General features: G+C 71.2%; 16 protein-coding genes. 8 read left to right on the top strand and 8 right to left on the bottom strand.

The window, feature by feature from the left end; all coding sequences use genetic code 11:
• Nucleotides 1–213 precede the first annotated feature (213 nt).
• Nucleotides 214–2,202, bottom strand: a complete 1,989-nt coding sequence (locus ACTWQI_RS03145) for a family 20 glycosylhydrolase (RefSeq protein WP_443267193.1) — start codon at nt 2,200–2,202, stop codon at nt 214–216.
• 363 nt (nt 2,203–2,565) lie between these two features.
• A complete protein-coding gene (locus ACTWQI_RS03150) occupies nt 2,566–3,195 on the bottom strand; it encodes an endonuclease (protein ID WP_443267195.1) in 630 nt (209 codons plus the stop codon).
• A gap of 136 nt (nt 3,196–3,331) precedes the next feature.
• On the opposite strand from ACTWQI_RS03150, the gene ACTWQI_RS03155 reads away from it, so the two are divergent.
• Together ACTWQI_RS03155 and ACTWQI_RS03160 are read left to right on the top strand one after the other, a co-directional pair.
• Nucleotides 3,332–3,931 (top strand): DNA polymerase ligase N-terminal domain-containing protein, encoded by a 600-nt coding sequence (locus tag ACTWQI_RS03155; protein WP_443267198.1) that lies wholly within the window; start codon nt 3,332–3,334, stop codon nt 3,929–3,931.
• A 135-nt stretch (nt 3,932–4,066) separates the two neighbouring features.
• A complete protein-coding gene (locus tag ACTWQI_RS03160; RefSeq protein ID WP_443267199.1) occupies nt 4,067–5,152 on the top strand; it encodes an NAD-dependent epimerase/dehydratase family protein in 1,086 nt (361 codons plus the stop codon).
• A gap of 51 nt (nt 5,153–5,203) precedes the next feature.
• Here ACTWQI_RS03160 and ACTWQI_RS03165 read toward each other — a convergent pair whose 3' ends face one another.
• Together ACTWQI_RS03165 and ACTWQI_RS03170 are read right to left on the bottom strand one after the other, a co-directional pair.
• Nucleotides 5,204–5,410: a cold-shock protein gene (locus ACTWQI_RS03165; protein ID WP_443267201.1), complete on the bottom strand. Its 207-nt coding sequence runs from the start codon at nt 5,408–5,410 to the stop codon at nt 5,204–5,206.
• Between the two features lie 202 nt (nt 5,411–5,612).
• Nucleotides 5,613–10,031, bottom strand: coding sequence for an HAD-IC family P-type ATPase (locus ACTWQI_RS03170; protein ID WP_443267202.1), 4,419 nt, complete (start codon nt 10,029–10,031; stop codon nt 5,613–5,615).
• 171 nt (nt 10,032–10,202) lie between these two features.
• Here ACTWQI_RS03170 and ACTWQI_RS03175 point away from each other — a divergent pair, with 171 nt between their 5' ends.
• The 3 genes from ACTWQI_RS03175 (at nt 10,203) to ACTWQI_RS03185 (ending at nt 13,480) form a co-directional block, all read left to right on the top strand.
• Nucleotides 10,203–10,586 carry a hypothetical protein gene (locus ACTWQI_RS03175; protein ID WP_443267204.1) on the top strand — a complete coding sequence of 128 codons (384 nt, stop codon included), beginning with the start codon at nt 10,203–10,205 and terminating at the stop codon, nt 10,584–10,586.
• Nucleotides 10,587–10,643: 57 nt separating this feature from the next.
• The gene (locus ACTWQI_RS03180; protein WP_443267206.1) at nt 10,644–11,000 is read left to right on the top strand and encodes an ArsR/SmtB family transcription factor; all 357 of its coding nucleotides are present in this window, start codon (nt 10,644–10,646) and stop codon (nt 10,998–11,000) included.
• A gap of 356 nt (nt 11,001–11,356) precedes the next feature.
• Nucleotides 11,357–13,480, top strand: a complete 2,124-nt coding sequence (locus ACTWQI_RS03185) for a SpoIIE family protein phosphatase (protein ID WP_443267207.1) — start codon at nt 11,357–11,359, stop codon at nt 13,478–13,480.
• A 127-nt stretch (nt 13,481–13,607) separates the two neighbouring features.
• Here ACTWQI_RS03185 and ACTWQI_RS03190 read toward each other — a convergent pair whose 3' ends face one another.
• Both ACTWQI_RS03190 and ACTWQI_RS03195 read right to left on the bottom strand, forming a co-directional pair.
• A complete protein-coding gene (locus ACTWQI_RS03190) occupies nt 13,608–13,913 on the bottom strand; it encodes a DUF1876 domain-containing protein (RefSeq protein WP_443267209.1) in 306 nt (101 codons plus the stop codon).
• An 11-nt stretch (nt 13,914–13,924) separates the two neighbouring features.
• Nucleotides 13,925–15,307: a nicotinate phosphoribosyltransferase gene (locus ACTWQI_RS03195; RefSeq protein WP_443267210.1), complete on the bottom strand. Its 1,383-nt coding sequence runs from the start codon at nt 15,305–15,307 to the stop codon at nt 13,925–13,927.
• Between the two features lie 296 nt (nt 15,308–15,603).
• On the opposite strand from ACTWQI_RS03195, the gene ACTWQI_RS03200 reads away from it, so the two are divergent.
• The gene (locus tag ACTWQI_RS03200) at nt 15,604–15,810 is read left to right on the top strand and encodes a hypothetical protein (protein ID WP_443267212.1); all 207 of its coding nucleotides are present in this window, start codon (nt 15,604–15,606) and stop codon (nt 15,808–15,810) included.
• Between the two features lie 69 nt (nt 15,811–15,879).
• On the opposite strand, the gene ACTWQI_RS03205 is transcribed toward ACTWQI_RS03200, so the two are convergent.
• On the bottom strand, nt 15,880–16,578 hold the full coding sequence (locus ACTWQI_RS03205) for an HNH endonuclease family protein (protein WP_443267213.1): 699 nt from the start codon (nt 16,576–16,578) through the stop codon (nt 15,880–15,882).
• A 35-nt stretch (nt 16,579–16,613) separates the two neighbouring features.
• Nucleotides 16,614–17,741, bottom strand: a complete 1,128-nt coding sequence (locus ACTWQI_RS03210) for an alkaline phosphatase PhoX (RefSeq protein WP_443267215.1) — start codon at nt 17,739–17,741, stop codon at nt 16,614–16,616.
• Between the two features lie 410 nt (nt 17,742–18,151).
• Here ACTWQI_RS03210 and ACTWQI_RS03215 point away from each other — a divergent pair, with 410 nt between their 5' ends.
• Entirely contained in the window at nt 18,152–18,580 is a 429-nt protein-coding gene (locus tag ACTWQI_RS03215) for a hypothetical protein (RefSeq protein WP_443267217.1), read from the top strand.
• Between the two features lie 194 nt (nt 18,581–18,774).
• A complete protein-coding gene (locus ACTWQI_RS03220) occupies nt 18,775–19,284 on the top strand; it encodes a DUF4396 domain-containing protein (protein WP_443267218.1) in 510 nt (169 codons plus the stop codon).
• Nucleotides 19,285–19,342: the final 58 nt, after the last annotated feature.

A 19,342-nucleotide genomic window follows, 5' to 3' on the forward strand; every position in this document is an offset into this window, starting at 1 on the left:
CCTCGGCACCCTTCCCCCACTTCGGAACCTGTGGGGAAAGGGCGCCGAGGCGTCTGGGCGGCCGAACGGGATTGGCGAGGATCGGCCGGCCACACAGGACGGGGTCGGACGGTAGCAAGGTCGGACGGCATCAGGCGGAGCAGACATCGGATGACTGTGCCCGACGCGGGCGGGCCTCACGCGTGCGCGAGACCCGCCCCCGGGTGGCGGCACCTAGTCCTCCTGCTGCCGCTTCGTCCAGAACTCGACCTCGGCGACGTTCGCGTGGCCGCCGTCGGGGCCGAGGTAACGCAGCCAGCGGTAGCGGCTCTCGTCCTCGACCGGCAGCTGCAGCCAGTCGTAGCCCGGCGGGCGCCACATGACGGTCGCCAGATCCACGCATCCCCGGTCCGGGCCTTCGGTACAGCCCTGCAGCTTCCCGCCGGTCATCCGCTTCAGGTCCGCGGCGGCCTGACTGCGCGGCACGATCCGCACCTTCGTCACGCGCGCCCGGTGCCCGAGGTCGAGGCCCGCGTACCCGCCGTTCGCCTCCGGAGAGTCGAAGAAGGTCCCGGGGTCGCCGTCGAAGACCTTGTCATAGGTGGGTTCGGAGCCGCCGCCGGCCGGGCCGGTGCCGTACGGCGTCCCCGTCAGGCGTACGCCGTCGGCCGGGACGGCCGCGTACCCGTCCGTCACTCCGGGCGCCGGTCCGATCCGGTCCACCCGGTTCTCGTAGTCCAGGTTGCTGCCTGCACGCGGCCCGCCCCAGGCGCGGTCGGCCAGCACCTGCTGCGCACGGTGGGCGAACCAGTCGTGGTAGGCGTCCGACTCGGTGGTGGAGCGGTCGGTCCAGCGGGAGATGAGATAGCCGGACAGCTTGGGGTGATCGATGGGCTGCCACTGGCCGTACAGCCATACGTCGTTGGGGACGAGGGCGCTGTTCCCGGGGAGCGTTCCCGGTACCACGTACAGCTGCCGGTACGGCGAGATGGCGACCTCGTAGCCCTTGTCGAGGTACGTCTGCTCACTGTTCCACCAGACCTCGACCTTGATGTCGCGGTTGGGGTCGATGGTCGGGGACAGGTTCGGCTTCCACGGGTGGACCTTGACGTCCCACCAGTTCCAGATGACGGTGCGCTTCCCGTGGCTGCGCACGATCTCGTCCAGGTAGTCGATGAAGCGGACATTCACATCGGCCACGTTGGCGTAGCCGTTCTTCTTGGCGTAGTCGACGAGTTCGGGGCACTCCTCCAAGTTGGCCTGCCCGGGCGTTTCGTCGGCTCCGACATGGAACTCGGGGCTGCGCGGGAACCAGGGGATGAACTCGTCGAGCAGCTCCTTGGCTACATCACGCGTGGCCTGCTTGGTGACGTCGAGGTTGACGGGGTAGGGCTTGCGATTCATCGACTCGCAGGCCCACTTGGTCTCGGGCCAGTGCTCCGCGATCGCGCCCGCATGGGCCGGCAGGTCGATCTCGGGCACGATCGTCACGTGGTACTTCGCGGCCACTGCCTCGAAGCGCGCGATGTCGGCCTTCGTATAGGCCTGTTCGGGCGCCAGGCCGGGGAACTTCGGGCTCTTGAGGCGGAAGGCCTCCGACTCCGTCAGGTGCAGGTGGACGGTGTTGAGCTTGTACCAGGCCGCCGTACGGATCTGCTGCTCGATGTAGGACGGCTGGTAGTACTTGCGCCCGGCGTCCATCATGAATCCGCGCTCGTCGAGCCGGGGCCAGTCGGTGGCACTGCCGCGCGGGATCGAGGTCTTCCGGGTGTCGAGCGCGAAGAGTTGCTCCACGGTCTGGGTGCCGCGCGAGACTCCCGTCTCCTGTCGTGCGGCGACCGTCACTCGGTCACCAATGGTCAGCGCATAGCCTTCGCGGTGCTCGGGGGCCTGGTCACCGAGGGAGAGCACGAGATCGCCGGGGTGCGACCGCCGACCGGCTTCCACCGGCAGCCGTCGTCCGGTGATCCGCCGCAGGTCCGCCGCGAACGTGCGGGCCTCGTCGGCCAGCCGACGGTCGTGCGCCACGACTCTGGCGCGAGACGACAGGGTGAACCTGCCCTCACCGCCCTTCCACTCCTGCAGTGCCGGGGCCACTGGAGGAACCGGGTTGCTCTGGCTCTCGGCGGCGTGACCGGTCGGGACGACGCCGAGACCCAGAGCGGTCAGGGCGGCCACGACGGCCACGGTCGCGACGGACAACAGCTTGCGCATGCCTGACATGGGCCGGTGAACCTCCTGAACGGAACGCACGCCGGAGACGGCCGCGGTGAAGTGGCGGCCTGGCGAGGGGGCGGACGACCGCGCCTGTCCTGCCGTGACCTCAGGGGGCCAAGTACGCATCGACCAGGCGCCCCTGAGGGAGCGGCGATCGGGAATCTAATTGGTATAGACATCGGAGGTCAAGGAGAACGGCAGGCTCAGTGGTTCGGCCCGTGACGGCCCAGCGTCGGCTTGACCGGCCGATGTTCGGCAACGCGGCACGTCACAGCGCTCGGGCCAGGACGGCCTGAGGACGGGCTTCCGGCCGGGCGGCCGCGGGCTGACCGGGACCGCTTTCGGATCAACCGTCGAGGTTCCGGATCCTCAGGCGGCGCGCAGCTCTTCGGCGCTCTCCTTGTCCAGGGCGACGCGTACCAGGCCCGCCGCCAGCCGGGGCAAGTCGCCCTCGTCCACCAGCCCCGCGAGGTCCTTCGGGGTCGTCGGCAGGCCGAGGCGTTCCGCCCCCTGCAGCGCCTTCGCGTCGAGGTACGGCGCCACCTCCGGCCAGACGCCCTGAACCTCCCGGAGGAAGATGTCGACGCCGGACGGCCCGATGCCCGGGAAGTCGCGCAGCAGCTTCTTGGGGTCTCCGGCCTCGCGCAGCCGCCGCAGATCGCCCTGGTACTCCCGCTGCAGCAGTTCGGCCGCGTCCCCGAGCTGGGTGGCGGTCCGCTCGTCGTAACGCCGGTAGCCGCCTTCGCCGAGCGCGTCGACGCGCTGCTGCCAGGTCGCCTCGGCCATCCTCCGCGCGTCCCGCATCCCGGCGTTGAAGAGCGCGCGGGCGGCCGCGACCGCGATGTCCGCCTTGATACGGGCGGACAGCAGATGGGAGAGCACGAGGAGCTGGTACAGGGGTCCGGGCGTGTCCCGCAGCGTGATACCGGCCTCGGATGCGTACGTCCGGCCCTGCTGGTCCAGCAGAGTCCGCACCACCGCTTCGTGCTTCCTGCTCATGGCGGTCTCACCTGCCTGCCTCGTGCGTACGGGTGTGGGGACGTCCTGCGCCGGGTGCCCGGCCCTGGGGCGGGTAATCGGCCCTCGGAGGGTTTCCTCCCGGTTTGCTGGCACGGCGTACGGGCACTCGTGGCGCATGGCCGGCAACGACAGGGATCGGCTGAAGACCTACCGCTCCAAGCGGCATGAGGGCCGGACACCCGAACCCATGGGTGGTACGCCGTCCCGGGGCGGCGAGCCGCACTTCGTGATCCAGAAGCACGCGGCGACCACCCTCCACTACGACTTCCGCCTCGAGGCGGACGACGTACTGCTGTCCTGGTCGGTGCCGAAGGGCCCGTCCACCGATCCGCGAGACAAGCGGCTGGCCATGCGAACCGAGGACCACCCGCTCGACTACCTCGATTTCGAAGGGGTCATCCCGAGCGGCGAGTACGGCGCGGGCCGGGTCATCGTCTGGGACACGGGCACGTACCAGAACCTGACCGAGCTCCGCCACCGGGAGGTCCCCCTCGCCGAGGCGGTCGAGTCGGGCCACGTCACCGTATGGCTGGAGGGCGAGAAGCTGCGCGGCGGATACGCGCTGACGCGCATGGGCGGCGACGACGAGCGAGAGCGTTGGCTCTTGGTGAAGAAGTCCGACGAAGGCGCCGACGCCCGCCGCAACCCGCAGAGCTCGCAACCCGCCTCGGTCCGCAGCGGCCGCACCATCGAAGAACTGGCCGAGGACTGCTGACCGTGGGCCCCTGCACAGGGCTTCGGCAGCCGGGACCGGCGGATGCGCGGTCCACGGGCACGCGCGGCACCGCCGAGGGTGCCTGCGGTCGCCGCCGGCTCGGACGGACCCCGTAGGAGATCTGGGAGGAACGGCATGACCAGCGGGACGACGGGCGGCGAGGGACTGCGGATCGTCGTGGTCGGCGCCACCGGGAACGTCGGTACGAGCGTGCTCGAAGCGCTCGGCACCGACCCGCAGATCGGTTCGATCCTGGGCCTGGCCCGGCGGATCCCCGCGTGGACGCCGCCGAAGACGGCTTGGGCGAGTGTCGATGTGGGCAAGGAGCCCGACCTGGTCGAGCTCTTTCGCGGCGCGGACGCGGTCATCCACCTCGCCTGGCTCTTCCAGCCCACGCACGACCCGGAGACCACCTGGCGAACGAACGTGCTGGGCAGCATCCGGGTCTTCCAAGCCGTCGCGGAGGCGGAGGTGCCGGCGCTGGTCTACGCGTCCTCGGTCGGCGCGTACTCGCCCGGCCCGCGGGACCGGGCCGTCGCGGTCGACGAGTCATGGCCCACACACGGCTGGCCCGGGGCCGCCTACACCCGCGAGAAGTCCTACCTGGAGCGGACACTCGACGCCTTCGAACGCGAGCACCCGGCGGTCCGGGTGGTGCGGATGCGGCCCGCCTTCATCTTCAAGCGAGAGTCGGCGAGCGAGCAACGCCGGCTGTTCGGCGGGCCGCTGGTGCCGGGCAGCCTGGTCAGGCCCGCACTGCTGCCGCTCGTACCCGACCTCCCAGGGCTGCGCTTCCAAGCGCTGCATGCCGCCGACGCGGGTGAGGCGTACCGGCTCGCCGCGACGCAAGATGTGCGGGGCGCCTTCAACCTCGCGGCCGAGCCAGAGGTCGATGCGCAGTTGCTGGCCGAGCTGCTCCAGGCACGGGTCGTCAAGCTGCCGGTGCCGGCCGTACGGGCGGGGCTCGCGGCGGCCTGGCACCTCCACCTGGTCCCGGCGTCACCCCATCTCTTCGACGCGGTCCTCCGGTTGCCGATCATGGACACGTCGCGAGCCCGCGAGGAGCTGGGCTGGCAACCGCGCCACACCGCCGAGGAGGCGCTGCGGGAGTTCCTGTCCGGTCTCCGGGAGGGCGCGGGCGCGCCGACGGCCCCGCTGGCGCCGCGAACCCGGGGCGGCCGCTTCGGTGAACTCGTCACGGGAGTCGGTCACCGGCACTGACCCACCCACCTGCGGCTCCGGAGCGGGCAGGGCTCCGGAGCCGCCAAGGGGTCAGGGCAGGGGGACCACCTGCTCCGCCTGTGGCCCCTTCGGGCCCTGGGTCACCTCGTATTCGACCTTCTGGCCCTCCTCCAGCGACTTGTATCCGCCGGTCTGGATGGCCGAGAAGTGGACGAACACGTCCGGGCCGCCCTCGTCCTGGGTGATGAAGCCGAACCCCTTGTCGGCGTTGAACCACTTCACAGTGCCCTTTGGCATAAGTCCCGATCCTCATCCGGTCCACGGCGTGACGTCGACGCCGGCCGCAGTCCATCGCGCGCGACTGCGGCATTTGATCATTCCTCCGCGGCGCCGACCGTGTGCACATCTGCTCTCCAGGTCACCCGGAGGGAGGTTCCGCGTTCTCGCGTTCTGTCGTGCCGCCGGCCGACGGGGCCGCGTAGAGCCCAGGGAGCGCCTCCTAGTCCTCGGGCGCCATCTGATGGACCAGCGGTGTCAGGGCCGTACCGATCAGGGTGGCCGAGGCGATCGCACCGAGCGTGATGCCCCAGGCGACCGGGCCGAGTGGGGTGCAGCCGAAGAACTGGCTGACGCCGGGCGTCTGGACGATGGCGGCGAGTGCCACGGCCGAACCGAGGCCCGCGATGAGGACATGGGGATCCAGGCCACCGGTGGTGAGGGTCTGCGCCAGCTGGGTGCCGACCACCGCTGCCAGCGCCACCGTACTGGCGCGCCGCCGGGTGCCCGTCAGGCGTGCCGCGCTCCAGGCCAGTCCGGCGCCGAGCGCGGTGATGGCACCGCGCAGCAGCATCTCGTTGGTCAGCGCGGTGCCCAGGGAACGGTGCGGGCCTTCACGCAGCAGCCGCTCGCCGGTCTGTCCAGTGGGCTCGCGTACGGCGATGGCGAGCGCCGGAGCGAGATCGGTGAGGAGGTTCACCAGCATGATCTGACGGGCACTCAGCGGCGTGCTGCCGGTGAGGGCGGAGGTCAGCACGCTGAAGGTGACCTCGCCGAGGTTGCCGCCGATGAGGATGGCGAGTGCGGCCCTGACGGAGGCCCACATCGCCCGCCCCTCCATCAGGGCGGAGACGATCGTCTCCAGTCGGTCGTCGCTGACGACGAGGTCGGCCGCGGCGGTCGCGGCCGGGGTTCCGCGCCGTCCCAGGGCGATGCCCACATCCGCGAGCCGGATGGCGGGCGCGTCGTTGGCGCCGTCGCCGGTCATCGCCACGACCTGCCCGAGTCGCTGATAGGCCTGGACGATACGGACCTTGTGGTGCGGGCTGCAGCGGGCGATCACGTCCACGGTCGGCAGCAGTGCGTCCAGTTCGGCGTCGTCGAGCTCGTCCAGTTCGGGGCCGGTGGACACCTTCGGATCCGTGACGTCGCTGATGGTCGCCGCGATGGCGTCCGCGGTGGCGGGGTGGTCGCCGGTCAGCATGACGGTCTGCACACCCGCCTCGTGCAGGCGGGCGGTGGCGGGGGCGGCGCTGGTGCGGACGGGGTCGGCGAGGGCGATGAACCCGAGGAAGACCAGGTCCTCCACGGCGTCGTCGGTGAGCACCTCGTCCGCGGCCATGGGGCGTTCGGCCACCGCGAGCACCCGCCGGCCGGCGCCGGCGAGCTCTTCCGCCGCACCGGTCAGCTCCGTCACCGAGGCCTCGTCGAGGTCGGTGTCCCCCTCCGGCAGCCGCCTGCGGCGGCAGCGGTGCAGCACGTTCTCCGGGGCCCCCTTCACACTCAGCAGTACGCCGTGTGCGGTACGGCCCGTGGTGGCGTGGTAGGCCCGGGAGGGCTCGAAGGGCAGCGCGTCGGTTCGCCGCCAGCGGGGCGCGCCACGACCCACGGCGACGCGCGCCCGGCGGGCTCCGGCCGTCACCGCGCGGTCGGTCTGGTGGGCCATGGGCTCCGCCTGCCGCGCCGGCGGGGTGGCCCGCAGCGCGGCGGCGAGCACCGCCTTGCGCGGAGTGTCGAGGCGCTCCGCGGGCAGTGTGCCGTCCCCGTCGCTGACCGCCGCGAGCTGGAGGTTGCCCTCGGTGAGGGTCCCGGTCTTGTCGAAGCACAGCACCTCGGCGCGGCCGAGCGCCTCGATGGTGCGGGGGTTGCGTACCAGCGCGCCGAGGTCGGCAAGCCGGCGGGCGGCGGCCAGTTGGGCCGCGTTGACCAGGAACGGCAGGCCTTCGGGGACGGATGCGACGGCGAGGTTCACCGCTGAGGCGAGGTTGTCGGTCAGGGCGTGTCCGTGCAGCAGCCCGGCGCCTGCCACGGCGGTCGCAGAACCGAGTGCGACGGGCACGCTGGCCCGGGTGAGCGAGGTCAGGCGCGCCTCCACGCCGGTCACCGGGGCCGCCTGCCGGGCCGTGGCCAGACTGCGCCCGACTTCGGTGGCCGGTCCCGTGGCCACCACGACGGCCAGGGCCCGTCCGGCGGACACGACGGTTCCCTCGTAGAGCATCGAGCTGCGGTCCGTGAGGTGCGCGGCGACCACCGGCGCCGGGTCCTTGCCCACGGGGAGGGACTCCCCGGTCAGGGACGACTCGTCGACTTCGAGCCCGTCGGCCTCCAGCAGCCGGCAGTCCGCCGGAACCACGTCCTCAGGACGCAGCACGATGACGTCCCCGTGGACCAGGTCACCGGCCGTCACCAGCCGTTCCGTACCGCCTCGGCGGACGCGCGCGCCGATCGCCGAGCGGGCGAACAGCTCTGCCAGGGCGCGCTCGGTTCTGACCCGCTGGAAACCGCCGACCAGCGCGGACGTGGTCGTGATGGCGGCCACGAGCGCGGCGTCGACGCGTGAACCCACGGCGGCGGCGAGTGCGGCTCCGGCGGCGAGGACCGGGGTCAGCGGGTTGGCCAGTTCCTCAATGAAGGCCGACGGCAGGCTGGTGCGCGTCGGCTCATCCGTACGCCGGGCCAGCCCGGCCCGGGAGGCGGCCTCCTGCGGTGACAGGCCGTCGGTACTGGTGCCCAGGCGCTCCAGCACCCGGTCGGCGGGCATCAGATGCCAGGGAATGGTGGTCACCGGCGGGGCCAGGGGACGGGCGAGAAGCTGCCGGGCGCGCCAATTGCCCAGCCAGAAGGCCACCGCCCCGGCGGAGTTGCCCACCGCCATCTCCCGCGCACACGCCTGCCACGGGGGAGCCTGGAGGGCGGCGACCGCGCCCACCCCGCTTCCTCCTCCGGCCAGCACGGCGCTCTCCCGGTCGACCCGCGCGGCCACGCCGACCGCGTCCACGATCAGTCCTGCCGACTCCAGGTCCGCCCCGACCAGCAGGTGTGCGCCCCAGGCCGGAGGCTCGCCCGCGCGGTGCACGCCGACCCCGCAGTCGGCCGCGCCCAGCGCCCGGCGGTTCCCGGAGACGAGCAGGACGACCGCGCCGTCGGCCTGCAGTCCGCGCACCGAGGCCACCAGCCTGCTGCCGGCCGGCACCATCGCGTCGGCGAAGGAGAACGCCGGGTCGCTCCGTTCTCCGGCCATGACCACGCGCGCGCCTGCCCGGCGGGCGGCGGCCGCCACGGCCTCCGCGCCCGGCGCCGTCTGCCCGGCCAGGCCTGCTACGGCCTGCAGCCGACGCCCTTTGGCCAGGCCCAGCTCCCGCTCGCTGCCCTTGCGGCGCAGCCGGCCGGCCGCCTGCCGCCCCGTACGGCCCGAGAGGTCCAGCCGGTCCAGTGGCCCCAGGGTCCAGCCCGCGTCGTCGCGGCGGGTCTCCAGAGGCTCTTCCGGGTCGAAGAGGGCGAAGAGCCGCTCGGTGGTCTCCTCGGGCTCCGCACCGCTCAGCAGCTCCAGGTCGATCGGCTCGTACCGCTCGGTGCGCAGCGCCTCCTCGTCCAGCACCACGGTGTCCACCTGGCCGAGCCGCCGCAGTGCGCCGCGGTCCATGGCCACGACGCCACGCAGAGCAAGGAACCGGCCGAGTCGGGTGGCGAAGCCCTCCCGCCCGGCCTCCGGTGCCTTGGGCACGCCGGCCAGAGCGACGGCCAGGCCACGGCGGGGCCCGGCGAAGGGTACGGAGAGGGCGCCGGCCGCCGCACCGGCCGCTATCGACCACTCGGCATAGCGGTCAGTGGCCGCCATCGGGGACGGCCCGGGCCGCTCGACCACGATCGGTTCGGCCGACGCCTCGTCCGGCCCGGACACGAGCCGCGGCTCGGCCTCCGCCCACGACTCGCGCTCGGCGTTCGCCTCCCGCCACTGGGCCAGCCGCTGGAGCGCGTCCAGGGCGATTCCGCCGCCGCGCGTCGCTACTCCCTGGGCCAGCGCGCTGACCACCGGCAGCACCGACTCGGCCTGCTCGGTGCTGCTGACCGCGGCGACCAGGTGCCGCAGCCGCGGATGGTATTCGAGGGCGGTGGCGAGCGCCCCCACCTCGGTGGGCAGCTTGAGCCAGGGAGCCATCCGCAGTCCGGTGGAGATGCCCAGGCCCAGGGCGTCGGCGGTGAGGGCGGAGACGGACTGCCGGGTCTTCGGCCCCTCACAGGGGTGGTGCGGCTCCGGGCACCATTCGTCGAACTCGTCGGCGTGCGGGGCCGCGCCGTGGGCTTCCGCGTGCGCGACCCGGGCGACCAACTCCCGCTCGGGCGGGGGTGGTGACGCCAGCGCCACCACGACCCGTTCGGACGGCGCGTTCACCCGCGCCCACAGCACGCCCGGATGCTCCTCGAGCGCCCGCTCGACGCGGCGGGCCATGCGCTGTCCTCCGGCCCCGTGCACCCCGTGGACCTCGATGTAGCAGCGGCCCGGACGCGACCACACCCCGCGTCGCGGCAGACCGACCAGCCGGCCGGCCAGATCGGCCACGCCGTGCACGCCCGCCGTCACACTGTCCGCGAGCGGGCCCAGCGGCGGTGTCGGTATCCGCAGCCCTGACAGCGGTGACATCGGTGAGGCCTCCGGTCCACGATCGCCAACGGGGAGTGACCCCCGGGTTACCCGCCATGCGCCGCTGACACCTGTGGAGCGCCGTGGTCCGGCGTCCCGGTGAGTGATCGCGACTACCATGAATGATGGGAAGAAATACTCCGACGTGATGCACGTGTGGACGTGAGACTCGTGACTACCCCGACCACTCCCAGGAAGCGCACCCCCGCCGGCAAAGCGAAGGCACCCTCACGCCGGGCCGGCACATCGACGAAGAAGCCGCCGGCGAAGTCCTCGACGACGGCCAAGGCTTCGGAGAGCGGTGCTCGGCGCACGATCACCATCACCGTTCCCGACGTCGGCCGGGTCGCGAGCGGCGCGGCGAACGCGGCGATGCTGCCGGTGGCGGTGGCCCGTCAGGTTCTCCCCGCCAAGGGCGGCCTGCCGCTGTACGTGGGCCTCGGGGTGCTGGGCGCGGCGGACGTCCTCGACTGGCCGGTGGCGTTCGGGATCGGCATCGGCTACGCCGTTCTCCGCCGGAGCGGATCGCTGGCTCCCGCGCCCGGCCAGGGGTGAGGGCTGACGCTCCGGGACTCGCCGACGGTCTGATTCGACGTGTGTCAACATGGGCGTATGCAGACCGTCGAAGTCCTGTCAGGGCCGGAACCGGCATCGGAAGCCGTACCGTGCTGCCCGCCGCTGACCGAGCGTCCGCTGAGCGTCGCGGAGGCCGAGCGGACCGCGGTGATGTTCAAGGCGCTCGGCGATCCGGTGCGGCTGCGGCTGTTCTCCCTGATCGCCTCCCACGAAGGCGGTGAGGCGTGCGTCTGCGACATTTCCGATGTCGGCGTCTCGCAGCCCACCGTCAGCCATCACCTGAAGAAGCTCCGCGAGGCCGGACTGCTCACCTCCGAGCGGCGCGGGACGTGGGTGTACTACCGGGTCGAGCCGTCGGTGATGGCCGCCATGGGGCAACTGCTCACTCACTGACACCTCCGGGACGATCTCGGCGGTCGGCCCAGCAGCTGTCGCGGCGCCAGGCGTCGCGGCATTCCCTGACCGCGACCGCGCCGGCGGCGACCGTTACCACCGCGGTGCGCGGACGTCCAGGGCGCGCAGCCGCGCCTCGAACAGCTCCGAGCGATGCACCGCCGACCGGTGACAGGGGCCGACTCCGCTTGTACTCTCCGTGACTCAGCAGCCCGGACCGGCCTTGCGGGCCTGTGCGGTCATCCGGCACAGGGGGGAACATGGAGGCGCCGGACCAAAGCGGGCGCAGGCGACATGCGGGCCGGACAGGGCGCCGAGTCCGCATGTCGTTGGGACAGGCGGAGGGAGTGCCTGGGGTGAGCACAGCTGGACCCTTGGGGACGGGCAGCGATCAGCCGTTCCCTGAGGCGTCCCGGCCGAGCGGGCTGCTGGACGTGCTGGGCGTCGCAGCCGTGCTGCTCGACGCCCAGGGGCGAATCGTTCTGTGGAGTCCACAGGCCCAGGAGCTGTTCGGCTACACCGCCAAGGAGGCACTCGGCCAGTACGCAGCCCAACTCCTGATCCACGAGCAGCACCGCGACCTGGTGGTCAAACTGTTCATGGACGTGATGGCCACCGGCCGCAGCTGGGCCGGAGCCTTCCCCGTCCGGCGCAAGGACGGCAGCACCCGGCTGCTCGAGTTCCGCAATATGCGGCTTCTGGATGACCGGGGAGACCTGTACGCCCTGGGCATCGCCACCGACCGGGCGACCTTGCGCCAGGTGGAGCGGGACCTGGCGCTTTCCGTGCGGCTGGTCTCCCAGTCCCCCATCGGGCTGGCAGTCATGGACACCGATCTGCGGTACGTGGCCGTGAACCCCGCGCTGGAGCGCATCAACGGGATTCCCGCCGAGGACCACCTCGGCCGCACCTGCCGCGAGGTCCTGCCCTTCCTGGACGTCGAGACGATCGAATCCGGACTACGCCAGGTGCTGGAGACCGGAGTCCCCCTGCTCGACCAGTACGCCGTGGGCCGCACCCCGGCCGATCCGGATCAGGATCACGCCTGGTCGGTCTCCTTCTATCGGCTCGAGGATGCCGCCGGAACGGTTCTGGGCGTGGCCACCTCGGTGGTGGACGTCACCGAGCGGCACCGGGCGGCCACCGAGGCCGACCGGGCCCGGCAGCGCCTCTCCCTCATCGCCGATGCCTCCACGCGCATCGGCACCACGCTGGAGCTGGACCGGACCGCCCGCGAGCTGGCCGAAGTCGCCGTGCCCGAGCTCGCCGACATAGCGGCGGTGGATGTGCTCGACTCCGTACTGGAGGGCCGCCGCACCGATCTGTCATCCGACGACCCGGCGCTCTTCCGGGCCCTGGCCGTCAAGGCCGCCCACCCCACTGAGGCCCTCCGCGCCGCCGATCCCCCCGGTGACCTGGCGCTCTACGCCGCCGACCGTCTCGTCACCCAGTGCGTGCACACAGGTCGCCCGGTCATGGTGCGCCATGTGAACCACCGGGACCTGCCGCGCATCGCCCGCGACGCCGACGCCGCCACGCTTCTGGGCCGGGCCGGCGTCCACTCCTACCTCGCGGTGCCGCTGACCGCCCGCGGCGAGGTGCTGGGCGCCCTGGACCTCAAGCGCACCCGCAACCCACTGCCCTTCACCGACGACGACCTCGTCCTCGCCCGCGAGCTGGCCGCCCGGGCGGCCGTGCAGATCGACAATGCCCGGTGGTACCAGCGGGCTCGTACCACTGCGGTCACCCTTCAACGGAGCCTGCTGCCGGAGCACCCACCGGCCATGAAGGGTCTGGAGGTCGCCTCCCGCTACCAACCGGCCGGGGCCGCGAGCGAAGTCGGCGGCGACTGGTTCGACCTCATCCCCCTGGAAGGGGACAAGACCGCACTCGTCGTGGGCGACGTGATGGGCAGCGGCATCGACGCGGCGGCCACCATGGGCCGCCTGCGCACCGCGACCAGCACCCTGGCGTCACTCGACCTCGAACCCGCCCGGCTCCTCCAGCACCTCGACAAGATCACCGTCGGCCTCGAGCACTACATCACCACCTGCATCTACGCCGTCTACGACCCCCACCGGATGCAGTGCCAGATCGCGAACGCCGGCCACCTTCCCCCCGCTCTGGTGCGCACCGGTCACCCCCCGGAACTCCTCGACCTGCCCACCGGCGCGCCCCTCGGCGTCGGCGGCGTCACCTTCGACACCACCACCTTCACCCTCGAACCGGGCGACCAGCTGGTTCTGTACACCGACGGCCTGGTCGAAACCCGTCGACATGCACTCGACGAACGCCTGGACACCCTCCTCAACCTCCTCGACGACCCCCAACGTTCCCTGGAGAAGACCTGCGACCGGCTCCTTCGGGCGCTGCGCCACCCCGACACTCACGACGATGTCGCCCTGCTCATCGCCCGCGCCCAGAACCTGGCCCGTCCCCCTTCAGCCGTGGCGAGCGGGAGCCGTCCGCCCGCCCCCTGAGGCAGCTGATGCTCCCGAGCCGCCGTGCCGAATAACCGTCGGCACGCAGGGATCGCGCAGGGATGCCGTACGCGTCCGGGGACGTCCCCAAGTCGGGGCCCTGGTCGCGTTCCCGGGCCGATCGCTGTCACATGGCCGCGTCAGGCCAGCCGAGCGCAGGCTTGGCCGGTGGGTTCGCGGGACCCGCGCCGACTCCCTCCAGATCGCGGTCCGCCGCGCGCATCAGCTGCCGTGCCAGGTCGCTCATCGCCCGGCTGGCCGCGAGCTCGTCACCGATCTCCGGCACGTCGACGTCCTCAGGGTTGCAGCGGGCGACGCCTCGGCCCGTGAGCGATGCGGACCCGGTGTCGGTATCCAGCACCGCACGGGCCTTCGTGATCCCGTCTTCTTCGACGAGGTAGAGGCGGACCTTCCACTCCACCGTGCGTGACATGACGATTCTCCTCACCTCGGTCCGGGCCGCCTCGGTCCGGACTCGTCGGCCGCCCGGACTCCGCCGGGAGCGAGCACCTCCTCCTCGATGCGGTGCCGTACGCGGTCGGCCAGCGCGGTCAGCTGCTCGGAGAAGACGGCGCGCGGGGCGGTCGGGTCGGTGATCCGCCGGGCGTCCTGGGGGAGTTCGGCCAGGTCGGCGGTGAACCACGCCCGAGCCTCGTCGAGCGCGGGGCGTTCCCCGGTGCGCTGCCCGTCGCGCATGACCGTCGCCAGCAGCGGCTGTCCGTCGGGGGGCGGCCGTTCGTCGCGGAGCCCGACCACATCAGGATATCCGGGGCGGCGGAAGATCTGTTTGGGCCCTGGTGCCGTGACCTTCGCCGAGGAGAGCTTCATCACCGGCCGACCGTCGTATTCGACCAGCTTGTAGGCGGAGTCCAGGAAGGGGGCGTCGGCGGAGACCCCGACGCGAGTGCCGACGGCGTAGGTGTCGATCGGCGCTCCGGAGCGGACCAGTTCGGCCACGGCGTACTCGTCGAGTCCGCCGCTGGCGACGATCCGTACGTCCGGCAGCCCGGCGGCGTCGAGGATGCCCCGCGCCATGACCGCCAGGGAGCCGAGGTCGCCGCTGTCCAGCCGGATCGCCGATCCGGACCCGAGGTCCAGGTCGCGCAGCACGCGCGCCGCCGTGCGCACCCCTGTCTCGGTGTCGTAGGTGTCCACCAGGAAGGTCACCGGTCCGGGGTGGGATCGGGCGAAGGCGCGGAACGCCTCCTCCTCGGCGCCGAACGCCTCCACGAACGAGTGGGCCATCGTGCCGACGGCGGTCAGCCCCTCGGCGCGCGCGGCCGCCACGTTGCTCGTACCGGCGAAGCCCACCATCGCGCCCAGCCGGGCGGCCTCGAATCCGGCCTCCGGGCCGTGCGTGCGGCGCAGGGAGAAGTCCACGACGGGGTGCCCCGCCGCGGCGAGGACGCACCGCGCCGACTTCGAGGCGATCGCCGTCTGATGGCTGAGCCGGTTGAGGAGATACGTCTCGACCAGCTGCGCCTGAGGAAGCGGCGCGGTCAGTTCGAGCAGGGGCTCCCCCGCGAGCACGACCCGGCCCTCCGGCACCGCCCGCACCTGGCCGGTGAGTTCCAGGCCGAGCAGCGGTTCCAGGTCACTCCTCGGCCGGTGCAGGGCCGCGGCGAAGTCGTCGACGTCCTCGGGCCCGACGCGGAAGCCCGACAGGAAGTCCAGCGCCGATTCCAGACCGGCGCTGACGAGGAAGCCGCGGTCGGGCGGCAGCTCGCGGACGAAGAGACTGAACGTCGCCGGGGCGGTCATGCCCTCCCGCAGATACGCCATCGCCATCGTGACCTCGTAGAGATCGACGGTCGTCGCGCCCGACATCCGCACCTCCTCCACACCGGTCCACCCCGGTCCGAGTGCCCCTTCCGCCTGACCGGAAAGCCATGCCGGGTCTGCACATCTGCACATCGACGACATCCGGGGCCTCCCCCGGGCGGGATCAGAACTACGGGGCGCAGCGCATCGTGCACGATGCGCAGTCTTGTGCGAATCGGGCCGCTCTCCCCCACCCTGGAATCAGAGCGTGACGCCGGAGCGGGCCGACCATGGCGTGGGACCGCACCGACCGGGCTGAGCGCCGGCTTCCTCGTCGAACCCACGGAATAAGGAGGCCAACGATGACCGAGCACGTTGCCCAGAGCATGCATGAACGACTGGGCCTCCTGGAGGACCAGGTGCAGGTCCTGGCCCAGGCCGTGCGGGCGCTGGCCCAAGGTCTGGAGGAGCTCCCGTCACAGGAAACGGAGACGGAAACGGAGACGAAGGAGAAGGCAGCCCGGGGAGCGAGGCTGGCGCACGAACTCCTGCTCTCCCAAGGGATGTAGCTGCGTACGTGCCCGGCTGGTCACGAGGGTGATCAGCCGGGCACGGGTGTCAGGCGAACGTGAACGCGGTCATGACGAGCAGGTGTTGAGCATGCTCTGCAGAGCCGACTTCTCGCTGGACTGGAGTTTCAGACCCCAGTGGTACTTGGACCGTATCCACATCTTGGAGTACGTGCAGTGGTAGGAGGACACGGGCGGTGTCCAGGTGGAGGGATCCTGGTCGCCCTTGGACTGGTTGCTGTTGTCGGTGACCGCGATCAGCTGCGGGTAGGCCAGGTCGTTGGCGAAGTCCTGACGCTTGCTGGTCGTCCAGGTGTTGGCTCCGGAGCGCCACGCTTCGGCGAGCGGCACCACGTGGTCGATGTCGATGTCGGACGCCAGGGTCTCGGTGATTCCGTCATACGGGCTGTACCAGCTGCCGGAGTCCGGATAGCAGTCGCTGCCGACCACCACGTTCGTACCGTCGCGCTTGAGCACTTCCTCCCGGGTGTTACAGGTGCTGGAAATGGTGATCCAGTGCGGGAACAAGTCCCGGGAGTAGCCGGTCATGCTGCCCTCTGCGGCGACGGTCAGCGCGTTGAGCTCGGCCTGCGCGGTGGCTTTGCTGGGGATGTTGGGCGGGGTCGCGTACGTCGGGGTCGTCAGCGTGACCGTCAGGGTGACGGCTGCCAGGGTCGCGACGGACAAGCGGGCCCAGTGGCGACGAGCGGGGGCCAGGGAACGGGTCACAGGTCCTCCTGCAGGCAAGGGCCGGTGGGCGCCGGGCATGCCGGCGCCCACCGGTTACGGGGGTGCTTCAGGGATCAGAGGGAGGTGCGGAACGGGCCGGTCACCTCGTAGGTGCCGAAGTCCTGCGAGGAGAAGTACAGCCGGTTGCCCGCAGGGTTGAACGCCGGACCGGTGATCTCGGAGGAGGACTGGTTGAGGACCCGCAGGAACGGGGCGATGATGTCGTCCGGGGTGATGATGCAGATCTCCATGTTGCCGCCGTCCTCGGCGACGTAGAGGTCGCCGACGGCGGCAGACGCGGTGATGTTGTCCACGCCGGTGAGCGGGGCGCCGGAGACGTTGTCGTCGTAGACGATCGCGATCGTGTTGTTGGCGGCGTGGTAGGCCCAGACGCGGTTGTCGCCCTTGGTGGTGAAGTAGCAGATGTCGTTGCGGTACCAGCAGCCCTCACCGCCGTTGAACAGCTTGGCGCCCGAGACCTGGTCGCGGGTGGGGGTGGGGCTGCCGTCCGGGTCGGGCACGTTGGCCCAGGACAGCACGCCGGAGACCTCCTTGAGCACCTGCAGGGTGCCGGAGGACAGGTTGCCCCAGGTGGTGGGCACGAACCGGTAGAAGCAGCCGTCGGAGGCGTCCTCGGTCAGGTAGATGACCTTGCGGACCGGGTCGGAGGCGGCGGCCTCGTGGTTGAACCGGCCCATCGCGGGCCGCTGGACGGCGGCGTTCACGCCCCACGGGTCGGTCTCGTAGACGAAGCCGGTAGGGACCTCTTCGCAGGACAGCCAGGTGTTCCACGGGGTGGAGCCGCCGGCGCAGTTGCGGTTGGTGCCGGACAGGATCCGGTACGCGCCGGTGATCTGAGCGTTGCTGTCGAACTTGATCGCGCCGACACCGCCGGCACCGCTGCTGAGCTCGGCGTTGGAGACGTAGATCCAGCCCGAGCCGTCGGCGAAGCACTCGCCGCCGTCGGGGGCGCCGTGCCAGGTGTAGTTGGTGCCGGCCACTTTCTGCCCGGAGCGGGCGATCAACCGGCTGGTGAAGCCTGCCGGGAGCATGATGCCGTTGGCGTCAGCGGCCTGCAGGTCCCCATACGGGCTGGGACCGGGGAGAGCGGGGTAAGCGGCGGCCTGCCGCCACAGGGAACCGGAGAAGGCTGCCGCGCCGGCGCCGACGACGGCGGCACGAAGCAGGGTACGGCGTTCCACATCTACTCCTTCGTCAAGAAGGGCGAACGATGACGTTGTTGAGCGCCGCCGACTGGTCACGTGGACAGTAGAGCCACCGCACGAGGACCGTAATACTCCCCAAAGAGAACTCCTTCCGACGATGCGGTGCGTGAAAATCGCGCAGAAACGATCAGTCGCGTCACCAAGTTAACGAGCGGGGAATTCATGGCACTTCACAGAACGAAGGACCGGGATCTGCGCTATGCGCCACCTACGTCGACGCCGGACTCCCGGCACCGGAATGCGTACGCAAGTACGGCCGGAGTCTGGCTCCTCGGCCGCCCGCCGTGACATCGCGGGTGCGCCTCCCCGGAGGCCAAAGGCAACCGTTGACCTCGAGGCGGCGAGCCGGGTCGGAGTCCCTGGGAGTGTTCGGGTAGAACTCCGGTGTGGACGACGGCGACGAGCCGAATGCGGAAGAGCTGCCCGAACTGTGCGACCTGTGCGGTGTGACCATCGCCAACGGATCGGAGGTCTATGACCTCGTACCGGATTCGTCCGTCATCCACGCCCAGGACCCGACGCTCGACGGAAAGCGGTTCCTGACCGCCTGCTCCCCGGACCATCTCGAGGAGCTGCGGGAGCAGTACCGGCGCAGGCCCTTTGTGAACGAGGAACTCTGGGCGGGCAAGATCCTGCGTGCGCTCGAACAGCACCCTGAAGGCCTCGACCAAGATCGGCTACTGGAAGCGACGGGGTTGAACCCGCTGCAGATCGAACGGGCCGTGGCCTGGCAGAACGAACGCTATCGCCGCTGGCGTGAGGAGTACGGGGAGTACCCGGGCGAGGGGCCGAGCGAGCCGGGCGACAGCTCGTGACGGCTGACGCGCCCCCGCGCACCGGGGCGGCTGCCGAACACCCTGGTCACCGGAGGTCGGCCACGTCGGGCCTCGCCCTGCGGCAACCCGTCGCCGACCATCACCACGGATGCCGGAATACCCCTAGGGGGTATAAGGTTGACCGCGTGGTACGGCAGAGCACCCAGCCCCACCGGACAAGGGGAACGCAGATCATGGAACACAGCCACCACGACACCGACATCGCCCACACCCACGCCGGGCACGCCCCCCACGGAGGCCCGGCTGCGGAGACGAGCTGGCGCACCGCTTCACAGGCGACCCTCCACTGCCTCACCGGCTGCGCCATCGGCGAAGTGCTGGGCATGGTCATCGGCACCGCGGTCGGCCTGGCCGACATCACCACCGTCGCCCTCGCCGTCGCCCTGGCGTTCTTCTTCGGCTACGCGCTGACCATGCGCGGCGTGCTGCATGCGGGGGTGCCGTTCCGGCAGGCGCTGAAGGTGGCACTGGCCGCCGACACCGTGTCCATCACGGTGATGGAGATCGTGGACAACGCCGTCATGGTGGGCGTGCCCGGCGCGATGGACGCAGGCGTGTCGAAGATCCTCTTCTGGGCGGCGCTGGCGTTCTCCCTTGCCGTCGCGTACCTGGTCACCCTGCCGATCAACCGGTGGATGATCGGCCGCGGTAAGGGCCACGCCGTCGTCCACGCCTACCACTGACGCTCGCCACTGATCCCGTCGTCGACCGTCCCCCTGGGGGCACTCCCCCTGGGGTTCC

This window comes from Streptomyces sp. KR80, assembly GCF_052245555.1.
GTDB lineage: Bacteria > Actinomycetota > Actinomycetes > Streptomycetales > Streptomycetaceae > Streptomyces.